Annotated in this window: 24 protein-coding genes, 2 pseudogenes and 1 riboswitch; all 26 genes and pseudogenes read right to left on the reverse strand. The window is 41.6% G+C overall.

All coding sequences use genetic code 11. The features are described from left to right. Positions 1-47 precede the first annotated feature (47 nt). Positions 48-872 (reverse strand): hypothetical protein, encoded by an 825-nt coding sequence (locus CLO1100_RS16720; protein WP_014314953.1) that lies wholly within the window; start codon positions 870-872, stop codon positions 48-50. A 33-nt stretch (positions 873-905) separates the two neighbouring features. Then, positions 906-1,958 (reverse strand): helix-turn-helix transcriptional regulator, encoded by a 1,053-nt coding sequence (locus CLO1100_RS16725; RefSeq protein ID WP_014314954.1) that lies wholly within the window; start codon positions 1,956-1,958, stop codon positions 906-908. 777 nt (positions 1,959-2,735) lie between these two features. Further along, positions 2,736-3,599, reverse strand: a complete 864-nt coding sequence (locus CLO1100_RS16730) for a hypothetical protein (RefSeq protein ID WP_014314955.1) — start codon at positions 3,597-3,599, stop codon at positions 2,736-2,738. Between the two features lie 4 nt (positions 3,600-3,603). After that, on the reverse strand, positions 3,604-4,437 hold the full coding sequence (locus CLO1100_RS16735; RefSeq protein WP_014314956.1) for a hypothetical protein: 834 nt from the start codon (positions 4,435-4,437) through the stop codon (positions 3,604-3,606). A gap of 118 nt (positions 4,438-4,555) precedes the next feature. Next, the gene (locus CLO1100_RS16740; RefSeq protein ID WP_014314957.1) at positions 4,556-6,280 is read right to left on the reverse strand and encodes a DUF2326 domain-containing protein; all 1,725 of its coding nucleotides are present in this window, start codon (positions 6,278-6,280) and stop codon (positions 4,556-4,558) included. Further along, positions 6,271-6,498 (reverse strand): ABC-three component system middle component 6, encoded by a 228-nt coding sequence (locus CLO1100_RS16745; RefSeq protein WP_014314958.1) that lies wholly within the window; start codon positions 6,496-6,498, stop codon positions 6,271-6,273. Before CLO1100_RS16745 ends, CLO1100_RS16740 begins: the two co-directional genes overlap by 10 nt. Beyond that, positions 6,482-7,456 carry an ABC-three component system protein gene (locus CLO1100_RS16750; RefSeq protein WP_014314959.1) on the reverse strand — a complete coding sequence of 325 codons (975 nt, stop codon included), beginning with the start codon at positions 7,454-7,456 and terminating at the stop codon, positions 6,482-6,484. Before CLO1100_RS16750 ends, CLO1100_RS16745 begins: the two co-directional genes overlap by 17 nt. A gap of 15 nt (positions 7,457-7,471) precedes the next feature. Further along, positions 7,472-7,699 (reverse strand): helix-turn-helix transcriptional regulator, encoded by a 228-nt coding sequence (locus tag CLO1100_RS16755; RefSeq protein WP_014314960.1) that lies wholly within the window; start codon positions 7,697-7,699, stop codon positions 7,472-7,474. Between the two features lie 254 nt (positions 7,700-7,953). Then, entirely contained in the window at positions 7,954-8,460 is a 507-nt protein-coding gene (locus tag CLO1100_RS16760) for a hypothetical protein (RefSeq protein WP_041700499.1), read from the reverse strand. Positions 8,461-8,475: 15 nt separating this feature from the next. After that, positions 8,476-8,964, reverse strand: coding sequence for a DUF4314 domain-containing protein (locus CLO1100_RS16765; protein WP_014314962.1), 489 nt, complete (start codon positions 8,962-8,964; stop codon positions 8,476-8,478). Between the two features lie 132 nt (positions 8,965-9,096). Continuing rightward, positions 9,097-10,035, reverse strand: coding sequence for a DUF5688 family protein (locus tag CLO1100_RS16770; protein ID WP_014314963.1), 939 nt, complete (start codon positions 10,033-10,035; stop codon positions 9,097-9,099). A 71-nt stretch (positions 10,036-10,106) separates the two neighbouring features. Next, the gene (locus tag CLO1100_RS16775; protein WP_014314964.1) at positions 10,107-11,756 is read right to left on the reverse strand and encodes a recombinase family protein; all 1,650 of its coding nucleotides are present in this window, start codon (positions 11,754-11,756) and stop codon (positions 10,107-10,109) included. Next, the gene (locus CLO1100_RS16780; protein WP_014314965.1) at positions 11,695-11,913 is read right to left on the reverse strand and encodes a hypothetical protein; all 219 of its coding nucleotides are present in this window, start codon (positions 11,911-11,913) and stop codon (positions 11,695-11,697) included. The genes CLO1100_RS16775 and CLO1100_RS16780 overlap by 62 nt, the downstream gene beginning before the upstream one ends. Before the next feature lie 35 nt (positions 11,914-11,948). Then, the gene (locus CLO1100_RS16785; RefSeq protein ID WP_014314966.1) at positions 11,949-12,848 is read right to left on the reverse strand and encodes a recombinase family protein; all 900 of its coding nucleotides are present in this window, start codon (positions 12,846-12,848) and stop codon (positions 11,949-11,951) included. Beyond that, positions 12,817-14,448 (reverse strand): recombinase family protein, encoded by a 1,632-nt coding sequence (locus tag CLO1100_RS16790; RefSeq protein WP_014314967.1) that lies wholly within the window; start codon positions 14,446-14,448, stop codon positions 12,817-12,819. The genes CLO1100_RS16785 and CLO1100_RS16790 overlap by 32 nt, the downstream gene beginning before the upstream one ends. Before the next feature lie 78 nt (positions 14,449-14,526). After that, a complete protein-coding gene (locus CLO1100_RS20875) occupies positions 14,527-14,688 on the reverse strand; it encodes an SHOCT domain-containing protein (protein ID WP_014314968.1) in 162 nt (53 codons plus the stop codon). Positions 14,689-14,706: 18 nt separating this feature from the next. Then, the gene (locus CLO1100_RS16795) at positions 14,707-15,078 is read right to left on the reverse strand and encodes a recombinase family protein (RefSeq protein ID WP_014314969.1); all 372 of its coding nucleotides are present in this window, start codon (positions 15,076-15,078) and stop codon (positions 14,707-14,709) included. Between the two features lie 114 nt (positions 15,079-15,192). After that, positions 15,193-15,567 (reverse strand): hypothetical protein, encoded by a 375-nt coding sequence (locus CLO1100_RS16800; protein ID WP_014314970.1) that lies wholly within the window; start codon positions 15,565-15,567, stop codon positions 15,193-15,195. A 543-nt stretch (positions 15,568-16,110) separates the two neighbouring features. Beyond that, the gene (locus CLO1100_RS16805) at positions 16,111-16,560 is read right to left on the reverse strand and encodes a sigma-70 family RNA polymerase sigma factor (RefSeq protein ID WP_014314971.1); all 450 of its coding nucleotides are present in this window, start codon (positions 16,558-16,560) and stop codon (positions 16,111-16,113) included. A gap of 414 nt (positions 16,561-16,974) precedes the next feature. Continuing rightward, positions 16,975-17,066, reverse strand: a riboswitch (cyclic di-GMP riboswitch). 164 nt (positions 17,067-17,230) lie between these two features. Next, on the reverse strand, positions 17,231-17,452 hold the full coding sequence (locus CLO1100_RS16810) for a DUF4346 domain-containing protein (RefSeq protein ID WP_041700323.1): 222 nt from the start codon (positions 17,450-17,452) through the stop codon (positions 17,231-17,233). Next, positions 17,449-18,189 carry a ZIP family metal transporter gene (locus tag CLO1100_RS16815; RefSeq protein WP_014314972.1) on the reverse strand — a complete coding sequence of 247 codons (741 nt, stop codon included), beginning with the start codon at positions 18,187-18,189 and terminating at the stop codon, positions 17,449-17,451. Before CLO1100_RS16815 ends, CLO1100_RS16810 begins: the two co-directional genes overlap by 4 nt. Positions 18,190-18,205: 16 nt before the next feature. Continuing rightward, positions 18,206-20,047 carry a heavy metal translocating P-type ATPase gene (locus tag CLO1100_RS16820; protein WP_014314973.1) on the reverse strand — a complete coding sequence of 614 codons (1,842 nt, stop codon included), beginning with the start codon at positions 20,045-20,047 and terminating at the stop codon, positions 18,206-18,208. A 143-nt stretch (positions 20,048-20,190) separates the two neighbouring features. Next, a complete protein-coding gene (locus CLO1100_RS16825) occupies positions 20,191-20,415 on the reverse strand; it encodes a cation transporter (protein WP_014314974.1) in 225 nt (74 codons plus the stop codon). 22 nt (positions 20,416-20,437) lie between these two features. Then, entirely contained in the window at positions 20,438-20,794 is a 357-nt protein-coding gene (locus tag CLO1100_RS16830; RefSeq protein WP_014314975.1) for a metalloregulator ArsR/SmtB family transcription factor, read from the reverse strand. Positions 20,795-21,399: 605 nt separating this feature from the next. Beyond that, positions 21,400-22,086, reverse strand: a pseudogene (locus CLO1100_RS16835) (ArsA-related P-loop ATPase); the annotation flags it as partial. A gap of 311 nt (positions 22,087-22,397) precedes the next feature. Next, positions 22,398-22,668 (reverse strand): annotated as a pseudogene (locus CLO1100_RS16840) (helix-turn-helix domain-containing protein). Positions 22,669-22,751: the final 83 nt, after the last annotated feature.

Below are 22,751 nucleotides of genomic sequence, written 5' to 3' on the forward strand. Positions count from 1 at the left end.
TCAAGTGTCCATTCTCTTTGTAATAACGTATTAAGGGCAGTCCACAATTACCATCGATATGATTTCCTTGGGAAGCGTAGACTGGAAATTCCGGCCTCTTGACACATAGAAGAGAGAAGTTTGAGAAGTTCTTCTCTCGTTAAGTCAAACCATTTCTCAATCTCCCGGTCATAAAAGCAATACATAACTTCACCCTTACCGTATGTTGAGTACAAGTTTTCAGCTTTTGCAATTTTTAATCGTTTCCTTAGAGCGACCAGTATATCTGTAATCGTGTCCAGCTTTTCTCTCCATGCCTCATTGACGATGGCTGACTTGCCCTCTGATTGCTTTATTATCATACCATCTCGTGTGCGAAGAACGCCGGTATTCATTGCGATAATTGTATCTTCTATTGCCTGATCGAAATCTTCCATTCGGCCTTCCTGATTAATTGGGTCTTGAAAAGCAGGTCTATCAAAGCATTGCACAAAAAAACGAAGTAGTTCTTTGTCTTTATTATCTGTGCTGACTGGGGAGGCGAATTGTAGCTCTGCTATAGCAAGCCGTTCAGCATTTTCTTTCCATATGCGAAGGAGTTCAATATTATATCTGACAACATCGTCGTCAATTAATTTAGAGCAAGACTGACATAGCCATATTCCATTCTCTGATGACTTGCGTTCATCCGATAACATTTGCGAATCGTATCGGGGACCTCCGGCTGCTGCAGCACAAATATGAGCTGCAACCCCGATATTTGTTATTTCTTGAGGATTGTCATTTGCTCCACGGGTTGGCTTTCTACAATCAGGATTACTGCACCGCCATCCAACTCGATTCCCAAGTAGATCTTTTATTTTCTGTGGGAAATCATCTCTATTGTTAGCCATACGTTCAACCTCCTTTTAGTTGGTGGCTCCAATCTATTCTGTATATCGTACAACATCTTGAACATCACGTATATCAAGCCAGTTCAGAAGCCTCAGCAGGTAATGCCCATCTGGTGTGGTTTCTCCATTTTCCCATTTTTGATATGTGCGGACAGTAGCCCCAATTGCGTCCGCTACATCTTGTTGAGTATATTTGAGACGTTTTCTGCTACTCTTTAGAATTTCATAATCAAACTCCATAGTTTGCGGTCCTGCATAAATTTGATACCAGCAATCCTCATCATCCTTGTTGTTATAACAGTTAAGTGCATGAATTGTAGTGTATGGAGTGAGTTCCACGAGTAACCGTCCGCGACTGGATTTATCTTGGGAGCAAGTAACATTCTTTGCGTTTTTAACTCTCAGACCAATCCACTTCATAATAGGCTGACCATTATGATCGCATGGAAAAGTACCTTCAAACTCAATATGTGATCCTGTCCGCCAACTTACTTCGCCTATCCCTATCTCACCTATTTCATAAATGATAGGTGGAAGCCCTTCCTTCTCTAGTGCTTCATTATAGCTTGTTATAAAGCAGTTTGGTAGATAATCATTGCTTCCTAATTCGTCGCACAATTGTAGATAATGTTTCCATTGAAAAAACATCTCCGCATCACTTACATGATGTGTCTGGCTCACTATGTAGCAGAATATATCTGTCAATAAAAGTTTCTTCTCATAAAGCATGTATTCCAGTGATTGATATAGCTTCTCTAAAGCATTTTCATCTTTATCCTCTCGAATAATCCCTGAAATAAGACAATGTAAATCGCCCACATGATTATTCGAATAGTCATTTACATAGAAATAGAAAGGTATTCTACGAATAAAGCTTGCAACAGACAAGGGTTTATACCCATATTTATCATCTAGCCAATTTGAATAAGAAGTAGAACCATCACGTCCAATTCTTTTATCGCAGTATGAAAAAATTTCGCTTCCTACGATAGAGTGCATATTGAGATATTTAATTAGATTACCTTTATCAAAATATTTTTCATGGACATACTGCTCAATAATATCTATGTCTGAACTTATTAGCATATAAAGCACCTCCTTCATGCATCTATCATAATACGAATTTTTTGGGTAATCAAGACGTCGATTTATTCGTAAAATTAAGCCACAAAATAAGATGTGATAGTCGATTCCTTCTGTATACCCAAAATATTAAGGAAATCTTTACATATCAATTCGTATTATTTCAGTCAGCACTGCCTTTCGATATAAAAAGGGCATAAAAAAAGGGCACATCTTCGTGTTAGAAAATGCACCCGCCATTTTTTGCTGTCCTGATGCTTTTGGATTTTCCTCTATGAAATTTATGTTTTTGGAGTGTCATCTATGAAAATCTAAAATGTCATCTATGAAATACCCCAAAAAAACGGGTCAAAATATGCACTTTTTTACCCCAATTTTTGCTCATTTTACGCTTTAAAACTACTATATGTTGTGGTTAAACCGTCTTATTTATCCTTTTGACCACAATACGTCATCATTATTATACATTCCACGTGCCTTGAGGAGATAAAAAAGATGCCCGTTAATCCTGGTACCCCCTTGGCGTCAGGGTATATTTCCGAAAAAATCGCCTGTGAACGCAGATTTTTCAGTCTCCACTATCCGTCTGTTGCAAATTTAGTGCTGCATGTTTCCATTGTTTTCATAGTAATTCGGCACCTACTTTTTGCTTAACAATTCGAGTAAAATTGTAAGCAATAAAACCCTCAAAATCGAGTTGATCTTGAAGGCTTTATTCAATACAATTTCATTAAGCTATAGAACACAAAAGTGTTTCGTTGTAATTCGTTGCATAGTTTTCTAATCATCAATTACCCTAACCTTGGGATAATCAATTTTAAGGCTTCTAACTTTTATAATATCTGCATGAGGCACATTATAGTCTCTTTTAAGCATAATAATTGGATTGTAAAAATCCTTATTGCGCTTACCCGCTTTTAAATAGTGCGCCATAGCATTTATACTATATTTAACCAGCAAATCACTTTTCTGCCTCTTACCGATGAAAGTGTCTGTACTTTCAATGTCAGCCATATCTAGTGGGACTTTGAATGACACGAAATAATTTCTGCATTTCTCAGCATAATCGTCTGCTATACTAAACTCTCCATAAGCATTTGCAATGCTCTTCAATATTTCTGGCGATCCTAACCAACCCCTACAATGGTCTAGAATAAAGTCTGCAACGAAAAGGTATCCATTAACATTGAAATCATTAAGACTCTTTGGACCCCCGAATCTCACAAATAAATTTGACTGTTTCAATTTACTCCAATCAATAACATCACCATTTCGTTTAGCAATAATCTGATTATCTACAAATATAAACTCAAACTTCTTTTCTTTTAAATACCTTGATAATGCTGTATTGGTAGTCAATGCTTTAGGTAGTGTCATAATATCTTCGGACATCAAAAGTTCTTGATTTTCTCTCGGTGCAACGTGATTTACAATTATTTCATCAATACACCGTAATTCGTTACACTTACAAAACTTCTTTATTAATTCTAAATCAAGATAACCAATGGTGTATTCGTTATAATTTTCATTAATGATCTCTATTGCATATTGCTGGAAGTAATTCAAAACATCCTTTTCATCAGTTGAGAAGATATTTGCAAGTGACTGTGTTAACTCCAGGAAGTTTACCGTATTTAATAACATGAATTTACCTCCATTCTTCAATCGGAATATACTCAATGATCTGTTCAGGAAGAATGTCCACCACAGGTTTCATATATGCATATATATCAGAATAGAGATTTGAAAAACTACAATCAATAGCATATGAGAACATCCATTTTTTTAACTGCATCCATTCCATTTGCGAATCATCCAAATAATCATTAGCATCATGGTAAAAAGTATAATGTTCAAATTGGCTTAGCTTGGCCTTGTATTTAATAACATAACCTTTTCTGCTTTCACTCCATTTATCACCCAGATAGTCGAAAGGCGAATTAAGTGACGATAAAGTAAGCAAAAATTCAGGTCGTTTATCAATCCCTGTTCCATATTTGAAAATGTCTCTACTAAAGAAAAATCCATTAACCTGGTGATCAAAATATATTTTTCGAGCTATGTTTTTCAGCTTTTCTTCTTGAAAAGTCAATGCTTCTTTTCTATTTTTATAGCTCTCATAATCAATGTTATATACTTTATCTTCGCTAATCATTCTCTTGTTTTGAATATCAAATTTAAAGCCCAGGCTATCTAAAAACAGATTAAGTTCACTTGGCTCCGCCAATACTTTCTGCAAATTTCTTATTCCATGTCGTTTTATTTCAGCGCACTGATTTGAATTTGAAGTTACATGACAAACAGCAAACTCAATATTATTTATATCTATTGCTTTGATTGTATCTAGATGTCTATCTATAAAGCAGTCCAAATCCTTATGGCATTTAAGAATGTAGTCATCTATTATATCTTCACCTGTAATACCCAGAATTTCTTGTAACCATTCATAGGTCAAATCAGGAGTAGTAATATCAAACATCATAAATACTCCTTTCTTACAATCTGATAGTTTGATAATTCCTTTCCTTTTACTCTGCAACATGGAATCATTCCATAGTTAACTTCTATAAATAAAAGCGTCTCTTTATCATTTAATAATTTTATTGTACCGACTCGATTTTAAAAAGTTTACTATCTTGTGAAAGTTCTACTGCTATATGAGAATTACTCATAATACCCTCAGGAAGTTTGTCTTTTAATATAGATACAACCAACTGTATATTTTTATCTCGAACAAATTTAGCAACATTAATCAACTGATTGTCATGCATTAATTCTTTTTTATCATTTAGTAAAAAATGCATACAAGGAATATTCTCTTGATCAGCAAAAAGAATATACGCCAAATCAAAGCATAAGATTTCTCCTTGCTTCTTACCAGAACTCATATTTGCATTAAAAGAACTAAATTTATATATCTGCTGCTTGTTTTTATTTATTACCTTATCATGTTTTATTGCATATTTTTCACCATACAATTCTTGCGATATAGCTGAAAAAAATTTATTAAACTTTTTCTCCTGTACTTTTATTATCTCTTCGAAATCATTTGAAAATAAAAATTCATCAATACCTTTAATATCATCATTTAAATCATTGATATTGTTATCAACTTCATCCAACTGGGAAATAATGCTCTCATATTCACCTTTAGTACGATATTTTTCATTTAGGTCTACAATTATTTTTTCAAGTTCTTCAAAAGAATCACCTTTAGCTACCTTTTCCGAGAGTTCTTTTTCTTGTTTTAATAAGTCTGCTATTGTTTTTTCTTCTGCATTTATTTTAGTAATCAGAAAAGGTAAATCTGCAGCAATAAACTTTGACTTTTCTATCAACATATTATTATGATATCTCACCAAATCTGAGAAAGTTTTTTGTATGGAAGAAACATTCATTGTGGCTTCTGTATATAGAATTTCCAACTGTCTCAAATCAATTGAAGAAATACTATCATCCAATTCTTTCTTTGCCTCTTCAATAAGTTCTTTACGAATCTTCATTTTACTTATTGTAGAACTAGACCTATTAATTTTATATTTTATAGAATTTAGTGATTCTAAATCTTGTTCAAAATTTTCATTTAAATTAAAACTAGATTTTTTTATATCTAAAGCTGCGATTTCATCCTCAAGCATAGACAAGGCAATTTCATAAGCTGTCTTAGTTTGCTTCTTTTCAAGACGCTCTTTAAACGCTTCTTCTTGTTTAATTTTTGTAAGTAATGCTTGCCTTTTTGCGCCATCATCAAATGTACAACCTAATAGAAACAGATGTAGCGTTTCATATTCAACATCAGATGTATATCTGTCTAATGTTCTTAGTGTGTTATTTATATTTTCATCCTTATATCTAATATTATGAGAGATTATTTGCCTAAAAGTCGGTTTCTCGGCTTTCTGATTTGGAATCAGCTGCTTTAATAATTCTTCCTCAAAGTCCTTTTCTAACACATCTTTTCCATTTATACTTCTAACAGCCTTTTTCTTTGATAAAAAATTTCTTTTAATAACTACTTCTTTTGAATTAAGATTATTTAAGTCTTCTACCAAAGTTAAAGTAATTACAATTTCCTCATCTATCAAATAGTCTTTTACTAAATTATAGACTTCTTTTTTGTTTTCTGTGTCCGTATATATAATTGACGGCTTACCCCCTAAACAAAAGTCAACTAATTTTAAAACAGTTGTTTTTCCTACATTATTTCCTGTTAAATGGACTTCTGTTGTAGGAGTATTATCTATAATTAAGTTTAAGCCCGCTTTAAATTCAATCTCTCTAATTATTTCCTTGGGGCTAGCTATTGTTAAATATTTTATGAACACAGCTCAACACACCCCTTCTCATTTATTTTTGCAACATCAATAAGATATAGCCAATCCAAACTTAACATAAAAGTGGTAAAAGACATATCATTTATGCTTTTTACTCTCTGATATAAATCAAAGACTGGTTGCTCAGCCTTTAAATTCAATTCCTGAAGAACTAAAGAACCGTTATAATAAATACTAAGCTCCGGATGTATATTATCTGGTAATAACATGATTATAGCCCTCCGGATTCTTAAAAATTTTACACCTTACAAATGCATCTACAACTAAAATGTGCACACACATTTCTAATTCTTCATAGGGTATTTCTATGTAGTTTTTGCTATTTGTAATAATGTCTATTACGCTATTAACTATAGCAAAAAACAAATCACAGGACTCTTTACCTGCTACTAAAAATTTTGTATACTGACTTTTTATTACACGAAATACAGATAAGCTCTTATTTACTCCTTGCTTATCGAATTCCATGTATTTTTCATTTAATTTGCTATAATAGATTTTATATTCATCAATAGTATCTTGAACGGACATCAAGTTATTGAACTCAATTTTTTTATTGATTTCAAAGGAATTAATCTCCGGGGCCTCTATTGCATCAGTTAAATCTTCGTTTGCCAATATATTCAATATCGTTGCTAAGTTACTGTCAACTTTCACGACATCAATATCATTGCCTAGCTCTTTCTTTATGAACTCATAAAAATGTTTTTGTTTATCTATAGACATAGTTAATATTATGTTTAGTATAGAGGTAGTATCTATAATATCATCTTCTGGTACAAAAATGGCATTATGAGGATTAGCAAATGTTGATTCTCGCATTTTATCAGCATTCTTTGATATAGATATAAATTTAAAACGAAACCCTTTGTACTGTTCAAATATTTTTTTCTCTAAGGAAGCTTCAATCTTTTGCTTAGTGCACGTTGAGGACACTTGTGCTATAATCTCGTTATCGGTATCAACTAAATCTATACCCTCAACATTTTGCTTAATAATATTAAGGTTTCTTAATTGATATTCTAAAAGCATATTCAACATATCTGCAAAAAAAGTTTCGGAATAAATATTTAAATCTAATAAATTAATTTTACCTCTACTCTCAATGCGCCAAGCTAACCAATTAATTTTTCCTTCAATGTAGTTAAAATAATGGCTTCGATTCATGAATATGCCCCCCTTCTAATTATCGTTTAAACTCTTTTCATCGACAAATAATAAGTAAGTATCTATTTCCAAAGCATCAGCAATTTTTTGAACGTTATCTAATGCAATGCTTCTTTTCTCACGTTCTATCGCACTAATATAGGTTCTGTGCAAACCTGTTTTTTCCGCAAACGATTCTTGCGATAGCCCTTTTAAGGTCCTATATTTTTTTACGTTAGCAGCAAAAACTCTAATTATATCCATATTGCACATCACCTCAACGTAAATTTTACCAAAACCGCATACAATAAGTCAACATACAATAAGTCACAATCGTGTTTTTTAGTTGCAAGACTAAAGCCCTCAATGTACTGAGATCTTTAGTCTTAACAACTACTTGAGACAGAAACTACCTAGCAATTATTCCTATCTATTTCATATACACAGATTTCTTTGTATTACGATAGAATGGCAGGTGAGAGCCTACCGTTCTATCGTAATATCAATATCTTATTGAGCTACTCCATTTTCAATTCAGGCTGATCCGGATAACACACATTCAGCATGTCTGCTATTTTGTTCGGCACATTGTCAAAATCCACATGATGGTCACGCTCAATAGAAACGGTGTACCAGTAGTCATAAGGGATGTACACGGTCGACAGGTATTTGGATTCGGAAGGTTTCATTTTTTCTCCGCCCTGATCGATTACGCCCATTGGAGTCAAGAAGAATGTTCCCCAATGTTCTCCGGAGGACTCTAAGTCAAGTGTTACGATGCCAAGTCCGATATGGCTTGTATTGCGTCCCTGTATAACAGCAGGAAGGTCAACAAATTCATAATCGCTGTCTAGATAGTCTGTACCATAGACTTCGACAAATATGTCATGCATCTGCTTCAGTATTTCTTTGGCATAGTCATTCTCCGCTGAATTGCAGGACTGATCCAGTTTCTTGAAGTCCACCGTTGGAAGCATGGTGTTCAGGCGTTCAATATAAGCCTCCTGCAGATTCTTATTCTCCATATTCAAATTCACCCCTCATTCCATTTTCATGCCGAATTGTTCGGCTTCGTTTTCCGACTGCCCCTGCTGGTCTGACTCAGTGAAATTGACATATTCTCCGATGATGTTCAGTGCTTCCTCATAGCTGCCGGAAGCACTGGCTCTCTCAAACATCTCGTTAGCCTGCTTTCCCATGCCAGCTGCTTTCAATGTACGGGAGGCAATGCCCATCAGGTTGAATACATTTCCGTTGGCGCCGATCAGCGGCGCATCTGGTTTCTGTTTTTGTGCCTGTTCCGGCTCCGGTTGTGAGACAGCGGTAAAGCTATCCTCACCGGGAACGAGAGCAAGGGAACGGCCGTTATCCCATTTCATTTGCAGCTGGCCGATGTCATCCACAAAATCCACGGTTCCCATCAGTCCAGAAGGCATATCCGATTCTCCCGACATAGCTATTAACTGAATACGGGTTCCTTCGGGATACCTTTCTTTGAGACGCTCCACTTTTTTCTGGTCATATAACATCTTTCATTCCTCCTTTTTTAGAATAAAAAACGGCAGGAGCAGCTTTTTAAACCGCCCCTGCCAATGTGTTACTCATAAATCGTAATATAAAACCTGCTGTTTTATCATAATCCCGCACCTCTAGGAAGGGTATTATTGCAGCCTCATACCCTGCTGCATATCATTTCCTTCAAGGATGGACAGAGCCTGATCCCGGTTGTTGTAGCGGTAAACACTATCTGACAGATATTCCATATCGCCGACCGCTGTCTGGTTAACCGATTCCACTATCTCCTGTAATTCACTTATGTCCATGTCATCCTTTTGCCTCAATATTATGATTTCGTCAACGGAGGACGGTAAAACCAGAAAATCACCACCCATTCTTTCACTGACCCACTTTAAGACATCCGGACAACACAGGTAGGAAGCTCCATAGTATCCCTGGTTATTGGTCAGGACAAACATGTCACTTGCCCTCCATGCGGCTTCCGTTTCATGATAGGGGATTCCCATCATCTTTGATATATTATATTCAATCGGATGGAATTCCGGAGTGAATAAGCGGTCCATATTCCGCAATGCCTGTTCATGAAGAGTTTCCTCACTGATCCCCCATTCATCCAGCAGTTTGTTGTTAACCAATATCGAACCCGAATGATGATTGCTGCTGTGGATCAGGCACCGGTGCAAAACCGCCAAATCCTCTATCCTTTGATGCGGTACCGAATCCAGCATCTTTTGGTTTTTTTCAGCATTGACTACGCAAAGAAACAGTTTGTCTTTCATATTGTCATAAGAAAAATTCATATCCTTCTGGAACTTAACATTGTCCAGAGTAAGAAGATAATTTTTGCAGATTAAACGGAAACTATCCTCCATTGCCATACCACTTTGATGAAGTTCATAATAATCATCCAAGTAAATAAGCGGACAAATGTTTCTATCGGGACTTTTCAGTGACATTCCATGAAGGAGCATATCATTGTTTTTTCTCTGCTCTTGTATGATCAGCTCAGCATCTTGAAATTCTTCCGGTAAATACTCTTTTATATGGAGCCTTACCTGTTCTATGTAATCGTCCAATAACATCTTTCATTCCTCCTTTTTTGAATAAAAAACGGCAGGAACAGCTTTTTAAACCGATCCTGCCGTTGTATTAATTAGTCATAATAGGAAACCCGCTGTTTCATCACGATTCCGGATTTGAATTGGATTTCGATCAGTTCCTCGTTGATTACCCTGATGTTCTGCAGAAGCCTTCGGACTAAGTCGTTGTCAAATTCTCGTATCTCGCAGGTGGTTTTCTTCAGGCAGACATCCATGTCGGTGACCCTTTGTTGAAAGCTTTCCGCCTGTTTCCGTTCCCGCACCAGATCCAGCTTCTTCTGCTTTAAATTCTTGATCTGCTCTGCGATCCTCTGGTACTGTTCGTCAAAATCTTCTGTGAGGGAACCCTTCTTTGCGTTTTCCTCGATCAGGGCCAGCATCTCACCCTGAAGCTTTTCGATCTGCCCGTCATATTCGGTCGGTACATTTTTGGTGGAGTAGCTGCCGATGACCTGGATGACGTTTTCACGGAAGGCGCCGACAAACTCGCCGCGGTTTTCCACGACACTGTTTATGGCAGTCATAACTGCTTCCTGCAGGACTTCCTCTTTTAAGGTCGGGGAGTTTCTGCAGTTCTTGGTGCCGTTCTTCAGGCGATTCTCACACCGCCACACGGCGCTTTTCTGACCGTATTTCGACCAGATCTGTCTGCGGTAAGGCTGTCCGCATTCCTTGCATACCATGATGTCTGTCAGGGCATATTTGGAGCTGTATTTGCTTTTCTCCTTTTTTGCTTTTCTGGCGACTGCGGATTTGCTCAGGCTTGCCCGCCTGGTTTTTTCCTCCTGTACCCGGTAGTAAAGCTCTTTCGGGACAATGGCTTCATGGTCATCCTGGATATAATATTGGGGGACGATGCCGTTATTCTTAACGCGCTTTTTGGAGAGGAAATCAACCGTATAAGTTTTCTGCTGAAGGACATCTCCCATGTATTTCTCGTTGCTCAGCATTTTATCAATGACGCCGGGGCACCACTGGGTTAATCCGGTGACGGTGGTGATCCCTTCATCATCTAAAATCTTGCCGATTTGGACGATGCTGCTCCCTTCGAGGTAAAGCCGGAAAATCCGTCTGACCAGTTCTGCTTCCTCCGGTACGATGACCAGCTCACCGTTCTTGTCCTTGGTGTAGCCTAAAAACTTATTATGGTTGACCGAGACGATTCCGTTTTCAAAGCGTCTGACCAGACCCCACCGGGTGTTCTCACTTAAGTTCCGGCTTTCTTCCTGTGCCTGGCTGCTTAAAATGGTGATTAAAAGCTCGCCGGTGCCCTCCAGTGTATTCACACCCTCTTTTTCGAAGAAGACGGCGATATTCTTTTCCTTGAGTTTGCGGATATTCTGTAGGCTGTCTACCGTGTTTCTGGCGAAGCGGCTGACCGACTTGGTGATAACCATATCGATTTTCCCAGCCATGCAGTCTTCGATCATGGCGTTGAAGTCATCACGCTTTTTGGTGTTGGTTGCGCTTTTTCCATCGTCGGCATAAATACCGGCAAGCTTCCAGTTGGGGTTGCTCTTGATTTTTTCAGTGTAGTAGGAAACCTGGGCTTCATAACTGGTTTCCTGCTGTTCCAGTGTCGTGCTGACACGGCAGTATGCCGCTACCCGCAGGGTTTTAAACTGAGGCTTTATGCTCCGGTCATATTCCGGCTGGGATGGTATAACCGATATGTTTTTCTTTTTCGCTGTTGCTGTCTGCATTACATTCTTCTCCTTTCCAAACGCTTTCCGCCTTTTCCCCAAAATATTTCTGCTGTGCTTCAGGGCTTAACTGCTCCACGCTACCCACTCTCATATAAATCACAACTTTTAAAGGTTTTTCCTTTTTATTTTTGGCTTCCTGTTTATCCTTTTTCATGATTTCACCCTTTCCTATGTAGTTTTTTGAAGGAGTCAGTATTCGGCCTCGATGGTTAAACCGTTGATAAATTCAAACACCAGCGGCTGATCGGTATGGACGATGATTTGCCTGACCACCGTGGAAAACAGTTCCTCGTCAAAATCCCAGAGAGGTGGTCTGCCTGAAAATGCCTGTTTCATCTTTCCGGTGTTATAGTCGGTGTCATCAATCCGCGCCGTTTGATAAAAGGCTTTTGCCCGCTCATAAAGAAGAGCCGGAAGCTCTTTGGACGAATACCGCCCTTCTGCTTCCAGCTCTTTAATCTGCTGATCCAATTTATGAAATTCTCGGTTATATGGTACAGGCTCTTTCTTTGGCTTTCGGTCAAGGATTTGTATTCTGGTGAGAATCCGGTTGGCGACGTCAAGGAAGGCTTTTTCAATCTGTTTATCTGTGAGGAAGCCACAGCGGCAGTACACTCTGTTCCTGTAGATATATCTCTTGCATTTCCAGAGACTGCGTTCCGTAGCTTTGCCGCAGTGTTCGATGTATATGCGATAAACCTCGCCGCATTCTCCGCACCGGAGTTTTCCAGTGAAGGTGTATTGATGTTTCATGCAGTTAGGGTGAATGCCCCGCCCCAGCTGTTCACAGCGCTCTTTCCGGCGTTTCTGCACCTGCTCAAACAATCCGGCATCAATCATCTGCGGGTAGAATTCATCCCCCAGGTATTTGATATTCTCCAATATCTTGCCGATGGAGCCGTGATTCCATGAGGCTTTGTTGTTGGCGTTCAAAAACCCCATTTTGGTTAACTGCTTTGCTATCGCATGGGTGGCGGTTCCGGACAGATAATCTGCAAATACTTTTTTTACGACAGCCGCCTTGGGCTCGTCAAACTGTATTTTTCCTTCCACCAGCTTATAGCCGATGGGCATATGCCTCTGCATCATCTTCTGCCGCCTCCTTTCTGTAGGGCTCGGACAACTCCAGCCGGTTGATGAGCCGGAAGGTAATTTGTCCGTTTTCCTGTACGATGACCTTGTCTGTGGTCTGTAAAAATAAATCCTCACGATATGCTTCCATCACATCAGGATTGTTTCTGATCAGCTCCAGCAGAAGTTCCGTTCCGGCGATTTCCCGGTCAAAACCGTTATTGTCCAGAAGCTGGCTCCTTTTCTTTTTCGTCGCGGCAAGTTCCAGTATCAGTGCATTTTGCCGCTCTATAAAAACAACAGGGTCAATATACCCTTTCGACACCAGTCTGCTGAGTATATGACCTTGCTCTGTCAGTTCCATAATCCTGTTACTGCATTCACCGATTTCCTGTTCCTGCTGTTCATCTATCCGGAGTTTTTTGAGTGTATCCAGCAGGGGAATCAGCATTTCCGTATAGTTGCTTATGAGTTTGTTCCACATCACGGTGAAAGCCCACTTAATATCATCCTCCCGGACAGCCTTCTGGCTGCATCTGGTGCTGTCCTCGATATGCCTGTGACAGCTCCACTGGATTTTCTCATAGGGCTTGCCGATATAGATTTTCTGCCTTCTAAACGTACTGCCGCATTCCCCGCAGAGGATTTTACTGCTGAACGCATACCGGCTTTGGTACTTTTCCAAATCGTCCATCCCCATCTGCTTTCTGCGGTATTCAAAAATTTCCATGACCGCCTCCGCCTGTTCCCTTGTGATGAGGGGTTCGTGGTTGTCCTCAATCAGATACTGAGGAAGCTGGCCTTTGTTGGGTTTTCGCTTAAAGGGAATCACCTCCGTGGTCAATGTTTTCTGATGGAGCAGATCTCCGGTATAAACAGGATTCTGGAGAATTTCCTTGACTACCCCGTCCTGCCATTTTTCAGCCGAACGGATGGTGGGGATTCCTGCTTCCGATAAATCTTTGGCAATCACATAGGTGCCTTTGCCATTTAAGTATTCTCGGAAGATGTGGCGGACCACCGCAGCTTCTTCCTCCTGCAGGATCAGCTCCCCGTTCTCATCCTTGGTATAGCCGTATGCGGGAGTGCCAAGGATGAAGGTGCCGTCCTGAAAGCGTTTCACGGCGGCCCATTTGTTGTTGGTTGAGATACTTTCGGATTCACCCTGCGCCAGAGAGCTTAAGATAGTCAGCATCTGTTCTCTTTTCTCCGACAGGCTGTTGATGTGTTCCTTTTCAAAAAAGACCGCGATGCCAAGCTCCTTCAATCTCCGGATTGCTTGGATGCTGTCCACGGTGTTCCTGGCGAATCTGGTCACGGATTTCGTGATGACCATATCGATCTTACCATCTTCGCAGTCCTTCATCATCCTTAAAAAGTCATCTCTTTTTTGCAGCTTCGTTCCGCTTCTTGCTTCATCGGCATAAATTCCGGCGAACTGCCAATCCTCCTGATCTTCGATCAGGGTTTTGTAATACTTAAGCTGTGCAGAAAAGGAATTCTGCTGTTCGCGGGAGTCGGTGCTTACCCTGCAATAGGCGCAAACCCGCTTTTTCGGCTGTAATTGCTGGGTAATCTGTTGCTTTACAGGATCAATTTTTGTTATCTTTTTTGCCATGTTTTTCTCTCCTTCCTTTTTATTTGACCTCTGTTAGCAACACACATTACCACAACATTTCAGATATAGCTAGTGTTATTACGCATATACTTTTGAAAGTTCGGGCGTGAAAGTTTGACGGTTCAAATCATCTATTTTTTGGTATTCAGAAGGGGTGATAATGCCGTTTCGGAGCATGATATCCAGCAGTTTTACCGCCACCTTGTAATTCACTTCGTTGGCTTCTTCGGTTCTTGACATACTGAGACACCTCCCATCCTAATTGAAAAAAACAGCCAGGTTTTGATGCTCCGTCTGAATTTCTCCCTCCAGCGGGGAATAGAGCCGGATACCCAACTGCTCCAGACCCTGGAGAAACTCCTGCGTTTCCTGCGTGTCCCGCCCCAGGCGGTCAAACCTTTTCACCAGAAGCACATCCATTTTCCCATCCCCAGCGGCTTGTATGACCTCCCCCAGACCGGCGCGGTTATATTCCAGGCCGCTTCCGAGATCTTCGGAACAGCCGGCCACTTCAAAGCCCATCTGCTCCGCATAGTCATAAAGTTCTTTCTTCTGATTTTTTATGCTGCCATGGGTATCTTCCGGAGCATCGATCCGGCAGTAAATCCAGGCACGTTTCTGTTCCTTCATACATAATCCTCCGTTTCTGTTTTTCGGAAAGGAACAGGCAGCGGGAGTCTTGCATCCTGCCGCCTGTTCAGGCCGATCTTCCTATTCGTTTGATTTTACTGATCATAGCAGGCGCTACAGCATCCGCATCTCGGCTTCCGTGGCCTGCCGGTCTTCCTCGTCTAAAAAGGCTCGATACTCCGCTTCATCCGCGATCAGGATGCTGTCCGGCTCTTTCTCGCCCAGCTGCATGGGAACCAGGTCTTTCAGGATTTCCTGCAGCAGCTTCTGATCTGGGCATTGGTTGATGAATTCCCCGAACGTATTCAGGATCAGCCGGTCTGCCAAATCCGTTAAAATCATTTTGTCCGTATTTTCCTTGTGCAGCATGATGAAGCTGGCGATGTTGGACGGAGAATTCTCAAAGTAATATTCCTTCCGGCTCCCATCATAGCCATATACATATCCGGTTACCACGTCTTTACTTAACAGTTCAGCCACTTTTTCCATTACAATTCCTCCTTGTAAATTTATATTTGATCTTACAAGGATGCGGCAGGGCATGGTGGTCCTGCCGCATAGTTTCTAAGATCAAACGATCTGCTTGTTCTTCATTTAAATAACAGTTATCATGCTTCTATTCGACACAAACTTCCCGAAGCTAGGGCGGCAGCATAAACGGTTTGCCAGTTAAGCAAACACCATAGGAATTTCACCTCTCCGTGGTTCTCACCGAGCCGCCCCCATTGCGATGTCTGTGGCTGGGCGGAAGTAGCATTATCACTGTCCATTTCATTGCGAAACAGTCTACTACAGACTGTTTTATGACCGGGTGTTCTCGCTCGTCACCTTCGATGCCATCGGTTCGACGGATGTCTGTCACCCATCCGCAGGCAGTCTCGGCGCACCCGTCAATGTCGCTGCCGCTCATCACGGCTGGACAGCTCATGTATTTATGTTGCCGGATATATAATTTTCAAAGAACAGAAGAGAGAATAGAAAAACCCCCTCACTTACTTCCACGTTGAGTGAGGGGGTTGGACCAAATTATTTTTACTTTTCTAAAAGTTTTTTCAGCCGTACCAGTATCCGGTCCTTTCTGTTATGAATAGTCATGCGGGGAATCCCTGTTTCTGCTGACAATTGATGCTCACTCTTACCCTTAAAAAACAGCTCGGTGATCAGCTCCTGTTCTTCTGGAGTAAGCAGTTTAAGACAGGTCAGCATTTTTTCAATCATTACTGCCTTTACCGCGGCATCCTCCACGCTTTCGCTCTCGGCGGCAAACTGCCGGTTTTCCTCCAGCAGACGTTCATAGGAGTCCTCCCGGCTTGGGACGTATGTAACGGTCCGCTTGGTGCCGTCAATCTGGCATTGCTCTACCTTCAGGTCGTACTGCTGGTACTCCATCTTCCGGTCGCTTTTTTCCAGTACCTCTATCATTTCATCGTTCAAATCGGGGTATTTTCCCCGATAGTTTGTCCTCTTTCTGAATTTAGCCATAAGGCTTGTCCTCCATTTCATGATTTTTGAAATCTGAAAATGAAGAACAAGCGGAGGTGATCGGCAGCGTGCCTGATTCGACGGCTTTTTACAATAAAAGGAAAGTAATCGCTCGATATACTTCCCTAACGGTCGGAGTAGCAGTTTTCTTGTCGAAAAGAAAAAGCCAGCACTTTGCCTATGGCAAAATACTGGCTTAAAATTATATTGAGTAGGTGGTGGAGGGGCATATGTACGAAGTGCTCCGTCTTTATTTCGACCTCCAAAAAGGATAGAAGCAGGGAATAGTCATAAGGGTACCTCTTTCACCAGGAGCGTGGCAAAACCTTTGCATCTGATACCCCAAAATCATCCGTCAAAAGCCACAAATATGCAAAAGCCTGCCCTCGGAAAAAGGGCAGGCTATACGTGACTTCCGGCAGCCAGGCTATCATAACGCTTTTTGAAGCGTCTTAGACCCTACGGCTTTGCGTCCCCACCTTTAGGTGGGTTTGCCCTTGGCTTTGATATTCTATTTTTATTAATACTCACGATCCTTACTTATAGATTGATGCGGCTACGGCTAACTTCTCCTTCTTGCGCCGTTTTCATCCACTTCATTTGATATTAGTAGAAATAATATCAGTCATTTGCTCGCCATCCAATAATGACGAAATTGCCTTTAGTATGTTCATCCACCTTGATTTAAGGCCATTTCCGCTTTAGCAAGCTCCCTGCCAAGATAGGCGGCATGGTCAAGACGGGAAAGTAATCCACGCTTTATAACTGTATTTGCAATATCTTCGGCGCTTTCTCCTCTAATTACTTCGTTGATAAGCGAATCAACTTTGCAAAACCAAGTATTGCGCCCCCTTAAAGCCAATTTGCCTGAACGATTATCTATGCGTATCAACCACTTATCGCCACAATCCCGATAATTATTCCAAGCAATGTAAAGACCGTTGTTAATCGTGACTTAAGAATTGCGGCACCTTTCGGAAGTATTTCTTCAAAAATCATATACAGGATAATTCCCGCCACAGCCGAAGTAGTCAATGCCATTGCAACGTCTGACATATTCCCGACAAAGTAGCCGATTGCCGCGCCAAGAATGGTCGGCACGCCTGTTAGTGTTGACAGCAAAACCGCGTTACGCTTTTTTGCTCCACCCGCCAATAACAGAGCGGCAGTAGCCACACCCTCAGGGATATTATGCAGAGCAAGGGTAAGAGCCATTGTCGCCGCAAACCCGATATGGTGTTCCGCTCCCGCGCCGATTGCAAGTCCAGCGGGTAAATTATGAATACCAACAGCTACAAGCATAATATAGCCGGAGCGCAAAATCTCGTTTTTCACTTTCGCCTGTGGAATTTCAGCGTCTTTGCCGCTCGCCATTTTATCGGAAACCGTGTCGAATATCAGAATTACGGCAATCCCGATTCCAATTCCCAAAATTGTTAGAGGAACACTTGCAATCTCCAACACTTCGGGAACAAGGTCGAAAAACACAAGGCTCAACATAACCCCTGCGGCAAGTGACAGTAGATAATTGATGATTTTCGGAGAACGGTTTCCTGCCCAAACCGCTATCAGACTTCCGAGCAATGTTCCCAAAATTGTGGCAAGCAGACTGAATAAAACAGCTTGCATTATATACCCCCTCCGTTCATAGCTTTTTCGTATTAAGCGCGCGGAAAGAGTTCAGTACCGCGAGAACAGTCACGCCAACGTCTGCGAAAACCGCCATCCACATATCAGTAATACCGAGCGCGCTGAGGACGAGAACAACTGCCTTTATACCGAGTGCAAGCCAAGTGTTTTGCGTGGCAATGCCGAGCGTCTTTTTTGATATTCTGATAGCCGACGCAATCTTTGACGGTTCATCGGTCATAATCACAATATCGGCGGCTTCAATCGCTGCGTCCGAGCCTAAACCACCCATAGCTATCCCTATATCCGAACGAGCGAGAACAGGCGCGTCATTGATACCGTCGCCGACAAAAGCGAGTTTGCCTTTCGCGGATTTCGCGGCAAGCAGTTCTTCCAATTTGTCCACCTTATCACCGGGCAAAAGTTCCGTGTAAATCTTGTCTACACCGAGTTCGCGTCCGACCTTTTGACCGACCGCATTACTATCGCCAGTGAGCATGACCGTCTGCTTAATTCCCATCGCTTTAAGGCGGCGGATTGCTTCTGCGGAATCCTCTTTTACTTCGTCTGCAATAACGATATATCCGGCGTATTTGCTGTCAACGGCAACGTGGACAACCGTGCCGATTATTTCATCTTTACAGTAATCTACGCCGATTTTTTTCATCAGCCTTGTGTTCCCTGCAAAGACCTTTTTGCCAAACACCGTTACGCTGATACCGTGACCCGCAATGTCCTCCGTGTCGGTCACTTTGCTCTTGTCAATCTCCTTGCCATATGCGGTTTTTAGGGAGAGCGAAATCGGGTGATTGGAATAGCTTTCAGCGTATGCGGTCAACTCTAATAGTTCGTCTGCAGACACTTCAATAGGGTGGATTTCCTGTACCTTAAACACGCCTTTGGTAAGAGTTCCTGTCTTATCGAACACAACCATTTCAGTCTTTGCCAAAGCCTCAAGATAGTTGCTCCCCTTTACCAAAATACCGCTTCTTGAAGCCCCGCCAATACCACCAAAGAAACTAAGCGGGATAGACACAACGAGCGCACAAGGGCAGGACACCACAAGGAAAGTCAAGGCGCGAAGCGTCCACACGCTCCATTCACCTGTAATGAGCGAGGGAATAACGGCAAGCAAAACGGCGGCTCCCACGACAACAGGAGTATAAATCCGAGCAAACTTCGTAATGAAGTTTTCAGAATTGGATTTTTTACTGCTTGCGTTTTCAACAAGGTCAAGAATTTTTGAAACGGTTGATTCGCCAAATTCCTTTTGCACTTCAATGGTTAGAACGCCGCTGACATTGATACAACCGCTTAACGCTTCGCCGCCTACGGAAACTTCGCGGGGAACGGATTCACCCGTCAAGGCTTTGGTGTCTACCATTGAGTTGCCCTCAATGATTATGCCGTCAAGCGGTATTTTCTCGCCCGGCTGTACGACGATAATATCGCCAATATTCACATCATAGGGATCAACCCTTTCTAAGCTGCCGTCACCGCGTTTTACATTAGCGTAATCGGGGCGAATATCCATAAGTCCGGCGATAGACTTCCTCGATTTAGAAACGGCGTAGCTTTGGAATAACTCGCCGACTTGATAAAACAGCATAACTGCAACGCCCTCCGGGTACTCCCCCGCGATGAGCGCGCCGACTGTGGCGATAGTCATTAAGAAGTTTTCGTCAAAGACTTCTCCGTGCGTAATATTCTTGACCGCCTTAAAAATAATTTCGTAGCCGACGACAACGTAAGCGGCAAGAAACAGAACTATCGAAAGCCACTCCGGGTCTTTCGGAACAAGCAGACCTGCCACGAAAATGACAGCCGCTATGATGATTTTGGTTAGACGCTTATTCACTTGAAATCCCTCCTCTATATTGGTTGAGAACTCACTCAACTGTTAGTGTAAAAAAATTCTATAGTCAGCGGCATTAAGCGATTGTATAGGGCGTTAATTGAGAGTATCGCCCTATACAATCTCGCCGTTCGCGATTGCCCACATCACGCCCGTTTCATTACGACTTCCGGTTCGTACTTGTGAACGATTTTTTCAGCTTCGGCAACGATATAATCAATGTCTGCGCCCTCGGCGGTTTCAAAGACGAGTTTCGTTGTCATATGGTTGACACTTGCGGTTGTCACACCGGAAAGCGCGCCGATGTCCTTTTCCATTTTCGCGGCGCAGTTGGCGCAGTCAAGTCCTTCGAGTCTGAATTGCTTTTTCATAGTGATTTCCTCCTTAAAATTATTATTCTGTGATATGGCTCAAACTTTGTTTTAGAATGATGTTCACGTGATCATCTACAAGAGAATAGTAGACCACTTTGCCGTCTTTTCGGAACTTTACCAAGTTGGCCGCTTTCAAAGTTCGCAATTGATGTGAGATTGCGGATTTTGTCATATTTAGCAAATATGCCAAATCGCACACGCACATTTCGCTGACACCCAAAGCCCAAAGCATCTTAACTCTTGTAGGGTCTCCGATTGCTTTTAGAAAATCAGAAGCGGCAATCATAGTTGTATCTGAAAGCATTTGTGACTTCACATTTGCAACGATTTCTTCGTGGATAACATCGCAATCGCACACGTCTCCTTTAACGGACATAGAAAACACCTCCTTGCATTTGATTGAGTGACTGTTCAACCATACCTGCATTATAGTTGAACAGTCACTCATTTGTCAAGGGGCTTTTGAAAATTTTTTATAGCATCTGCCCTTATCGTCTGCCACGTTCAGCGAATGCGTGCAATTAACACGACAATGGTGTATGTACATTGCATATTCGGCTTTTGGGACAAGTTGGAGTTTTTCCATTAAACAGGATAGTTTTGGGTTATTTCAACATTGTTAAAGAAAGGCTGTAAAACGATGAATATGTGAAAATTTCCACTACCGCTGAACGAGCAAAAGCAGGGCGGGTGCATCTTTTCACGATTTCCGTTCGGCTGGTACATTAATGCTCGTTAGGTATAAGATGGCAAGGACAAATTCTCTCTCAAAATCGCTTTGAAAAATCTCCTTGAACGAAAAAAAAAGCTGGTCTTTCAGGGTGCATCGGGCTTCTATTAAGCCCAATGTACAAATATAGCAGAGAAGAAGGACTCGAACTCTTAAAACCGTAGGTAATCAAAAAAGTCCATAACCGCGGCATTTTTGCCGTAGTTATGGGCTTTATATATTTGTCCTTAAATCACGTTGGCTACAGTATGATGGAGTGATGAATTAATCACCCACCATTTTGCCGCAATGCCTGCGCGCTTTAAATCTTCTTCAAGACGCAGTGCTTCATATACGGGTGTGGCTTCGACAAGAATTACTATAATGACTTCTGTTTCATTAGTATTGTGCAGTCGTGGTAACAATTTTTTTGCAGATTCTGGAATATCGTCTTGTGAGCGTTTGATCTCCTGATTATAGCTTTGTGTGGACTCAAGGAGCAAAAGCGTATGGCCCGTCGGTACGGTGTCAATGACAACTGTTTGATCTTCTGCTTTTTCCACAATCTTCTCAGCAAAGGCTCTGAACACTGCGCTTTCCTGCGTACAGGGAGAACGCAAATCTTCCTCCACATAGGCAATGTCCTCGTCGGAGATGGTTTTTCTTGCCTTAGAAAGCACTTCTTCTTGGTACTTCTTCAGCTCTACGTGTCCATCTATATGACTCATGCTGATGCCGCTGACCTCACTGATGACAAACTTTAGATGCGCTGCGGGATCGGTCGTAGCAAGGTGAACTTTTTCCCCTTTTGCGGATAATCCCAAAGCAATGGCCGCCGCAATGGTTGTTTTCCCAACGCCGCCCTTGCCCATCGTGAAAATAACCTTTGTGCCGGTTCTGTAAATGTCATCAACGACATCTCCAAGCTGCACAACGGTTTGCACATTTATCTTTTCATCACGAAGGATGTAGTTATCTGTTGTGAGCAATCTCCCGCTCTCGGATGTTTCCGGCAGAGACGAATCATCAGAAAAAATAAACGGGCACCCAGCTCTATTTTCTGATCGACATCTTTGTTTTCTCTCCGCTTCCATGACAGGAATCAAACACAGCCAATCCCATCATAAAAACTTCATGCAGTCTATGTTTTTTCTCTGTTGTTAAATATTCTTAGAGTGAGAAGTTCCCCTTGATGGTCCAACATGAACCCTCCCTTGGTCCATGAATAGAACAGACCTCCCCTTGGCGGGAAGGTCATATTTTTTCGGGCTCAGTCGGGATTTCTCTGCGCCAGATAAAACAGATTGCTGCTCTTACCGCCGTTTTCCCTCCACCTTTGCTCCTTACGGATACGACCGCTCTTTTCCAGGTCGGCAAGGGCACGTTTGACAGTACTTCGGGACAGTTTCAGTTCTCTTGCGATGGTACCCAATCGCCGGGTAACATTTACCGTCCTTATCACAGCGGTCATATAGGTACATATATACTGCCACAGCTCGGTGCGGCAGCTTCGAGAAATACAGGGATGTATAATAGCCCACAGCTTCACCTCCTTATCCTGCCATTTTCAGCGGTACGCTGTATGCCGGAGTGCCAAGGATGAAAGTGCCGTCCTGAAATCGTT

This window comes from Clostridium sp. BNL1100, assembly GCF_000244875.1.
In the GTDB taxonomy this organism is placed as follows: Bacteria; Bacillota; Clostridia; order Acetivibrionales; family DSM-1351; genus Ruminiclostridium.

Bases quoted from the DNA above. Each gene is read 5' to 3' on its own strand.
- CLO1100_RS16775 (WP_014314964.1), bottom strand. From the start codon at position 11,756: ATGCAGACAGCAACAGCGAAAAAGAAAAACATATCGGTTATACCATCC.
- CLO1100_RS16830 (WP_014314975.1), bottom strand. From the start codon at position 20,794: ATGTCCGTTAAAGGAGACGTGTGCGATTGCGATGTTATCCACGAAGAA.
- CLO1100_RS16815 (WP_014314972.1), bottom strand. From the start codon at position 18,189: ATGCAAGCTGTTTTATTCAGTCTGCTTGCCACAATTTTGGGAACATTG.
- CLO1100_RS16745 (WP_014314958.1), bottom strand. From the start codon at position 6,498: ATGTTATTACCAGATAATATACATCCGGAGCTTAGTATTTATTATAAC.
- CLO1100_RS16725 (WP_014314954.1), bottom strand. From the start codon at position 1,958: ATGCTAATAAGTTCAGACATAGATATTATTGAGCAGTATGTCCATGAA.
- CLO1100_RS16760 (WP_041700499.1), bottom strand. From the start codon at position 8,460: ATGGAGAATAAGAATCTGCAGGAGGCTTATATTGAACGCCTGAACACC.
- CLO1100_RS16750 (WP_014314959.1), bottom strand. From the start codon at position 7,456: ATGAATCGAAGCCATTATTTTAACTACATTGAAGGAAAAATTAATTGG.
- CLO1100_RS16780 (WP_014314965.1), bottom strand. From the start codon at position 11,913: ATGAAAAAGGATAAACAGGAAGCCAAAAATAAAAAGGAAAAACCTTTA.
- CLO1100_RS16805 (WP_014314971.1), bottom strand. From the start codon at position 16,560: ATGGCTAAATTCAGAAAGAGGACAAACTATCGGGGAAAATACCCCGAT.
- CLO1100_RS16735 (WP_014314956.1), bottom strand. From the start codon at position 4,437: ATGATGTTTGATATTACTACTCCTGATTTGACCTATGAATGGTTACAA.
- CLO1100_RS16790 (WP_014314967.1), bottom strand. From the start codon at position 14,448: ATGGCAAAAAAGATAACAAAAATTGATCCTGTAAAGCAACAGATTACC.
- CLO1100_RS16785 (WP_014314966.1), bottom strand. From the start codon at position 12,848: ATGATGCAGAGGCATATGCCCATCGGCTATAAGCTGGTGGAAGGAAAA.
- CLO1100_RS16720 (WP_014314953.1), bottom strand. From the start codon at position 872: ATGGCTAACAATAGAGATGATTTCCCACAGAAAATAAAAGATCTACTT.
- CLO1100_RS16770 (WP_014314963.1), bottom strand. From the start codon at position 10,035: ATGTTATTGGACGATTACATAGAACAGGTAAGGCTCCATATAAAAGAG.
- CLO1100_RS16730 (WP_014314955.1), bottom strand. From the start codon at position 3,599: ATGTTATTAAATACGGTAAACTTCCTGGAGTTAACACAGTCACTTGCA.
- CLO1100_RS16765 (WP_014314962.1), bottom strand. From the start codon at position 8,964: ATGTTATATGACCAGAAAAAAGTGGAGCGTCTCAAAGAAAGGTATCCC.
- CLO1100_RS16795 (WP_014314969.1), bottom strand. From the start codon at position 15,078: ATGAAGGAACAGAAACGTGCCTGGATTTACTGCCGGATCGATGCTCCG.
- CLO1100_RS16825 (WP_014314974.1), bottom strand. From the start codon at position 20,415: ATGAAAAAGCAATTCAGACTCGAAGGACTTGACTGCGCCAACTGCGCC.
- CLO1100_RS16800 (WP_014314970.1), bottom strand. From the start codon at position 15,567: ATGGAAAAAGTGGCTGAACTGTTAAGTAAAGACGTGGTAACCGGATAT.
- CLO1100_RS20875 (WP_014314968.1), bottom strand. From the start codon at position 14,688: ATGTCAAGAACCGAAGAAGCCAACGAAGTGAATTACAAGGTGGCGGTA.
- CLO1100_RS16755 (WP_014314960.1), bottom strand. From the start codon at position 7,699: ATGGATATAATTAGAGTTTTTGCTGCTAACGTAAAAAAATATAGGACC.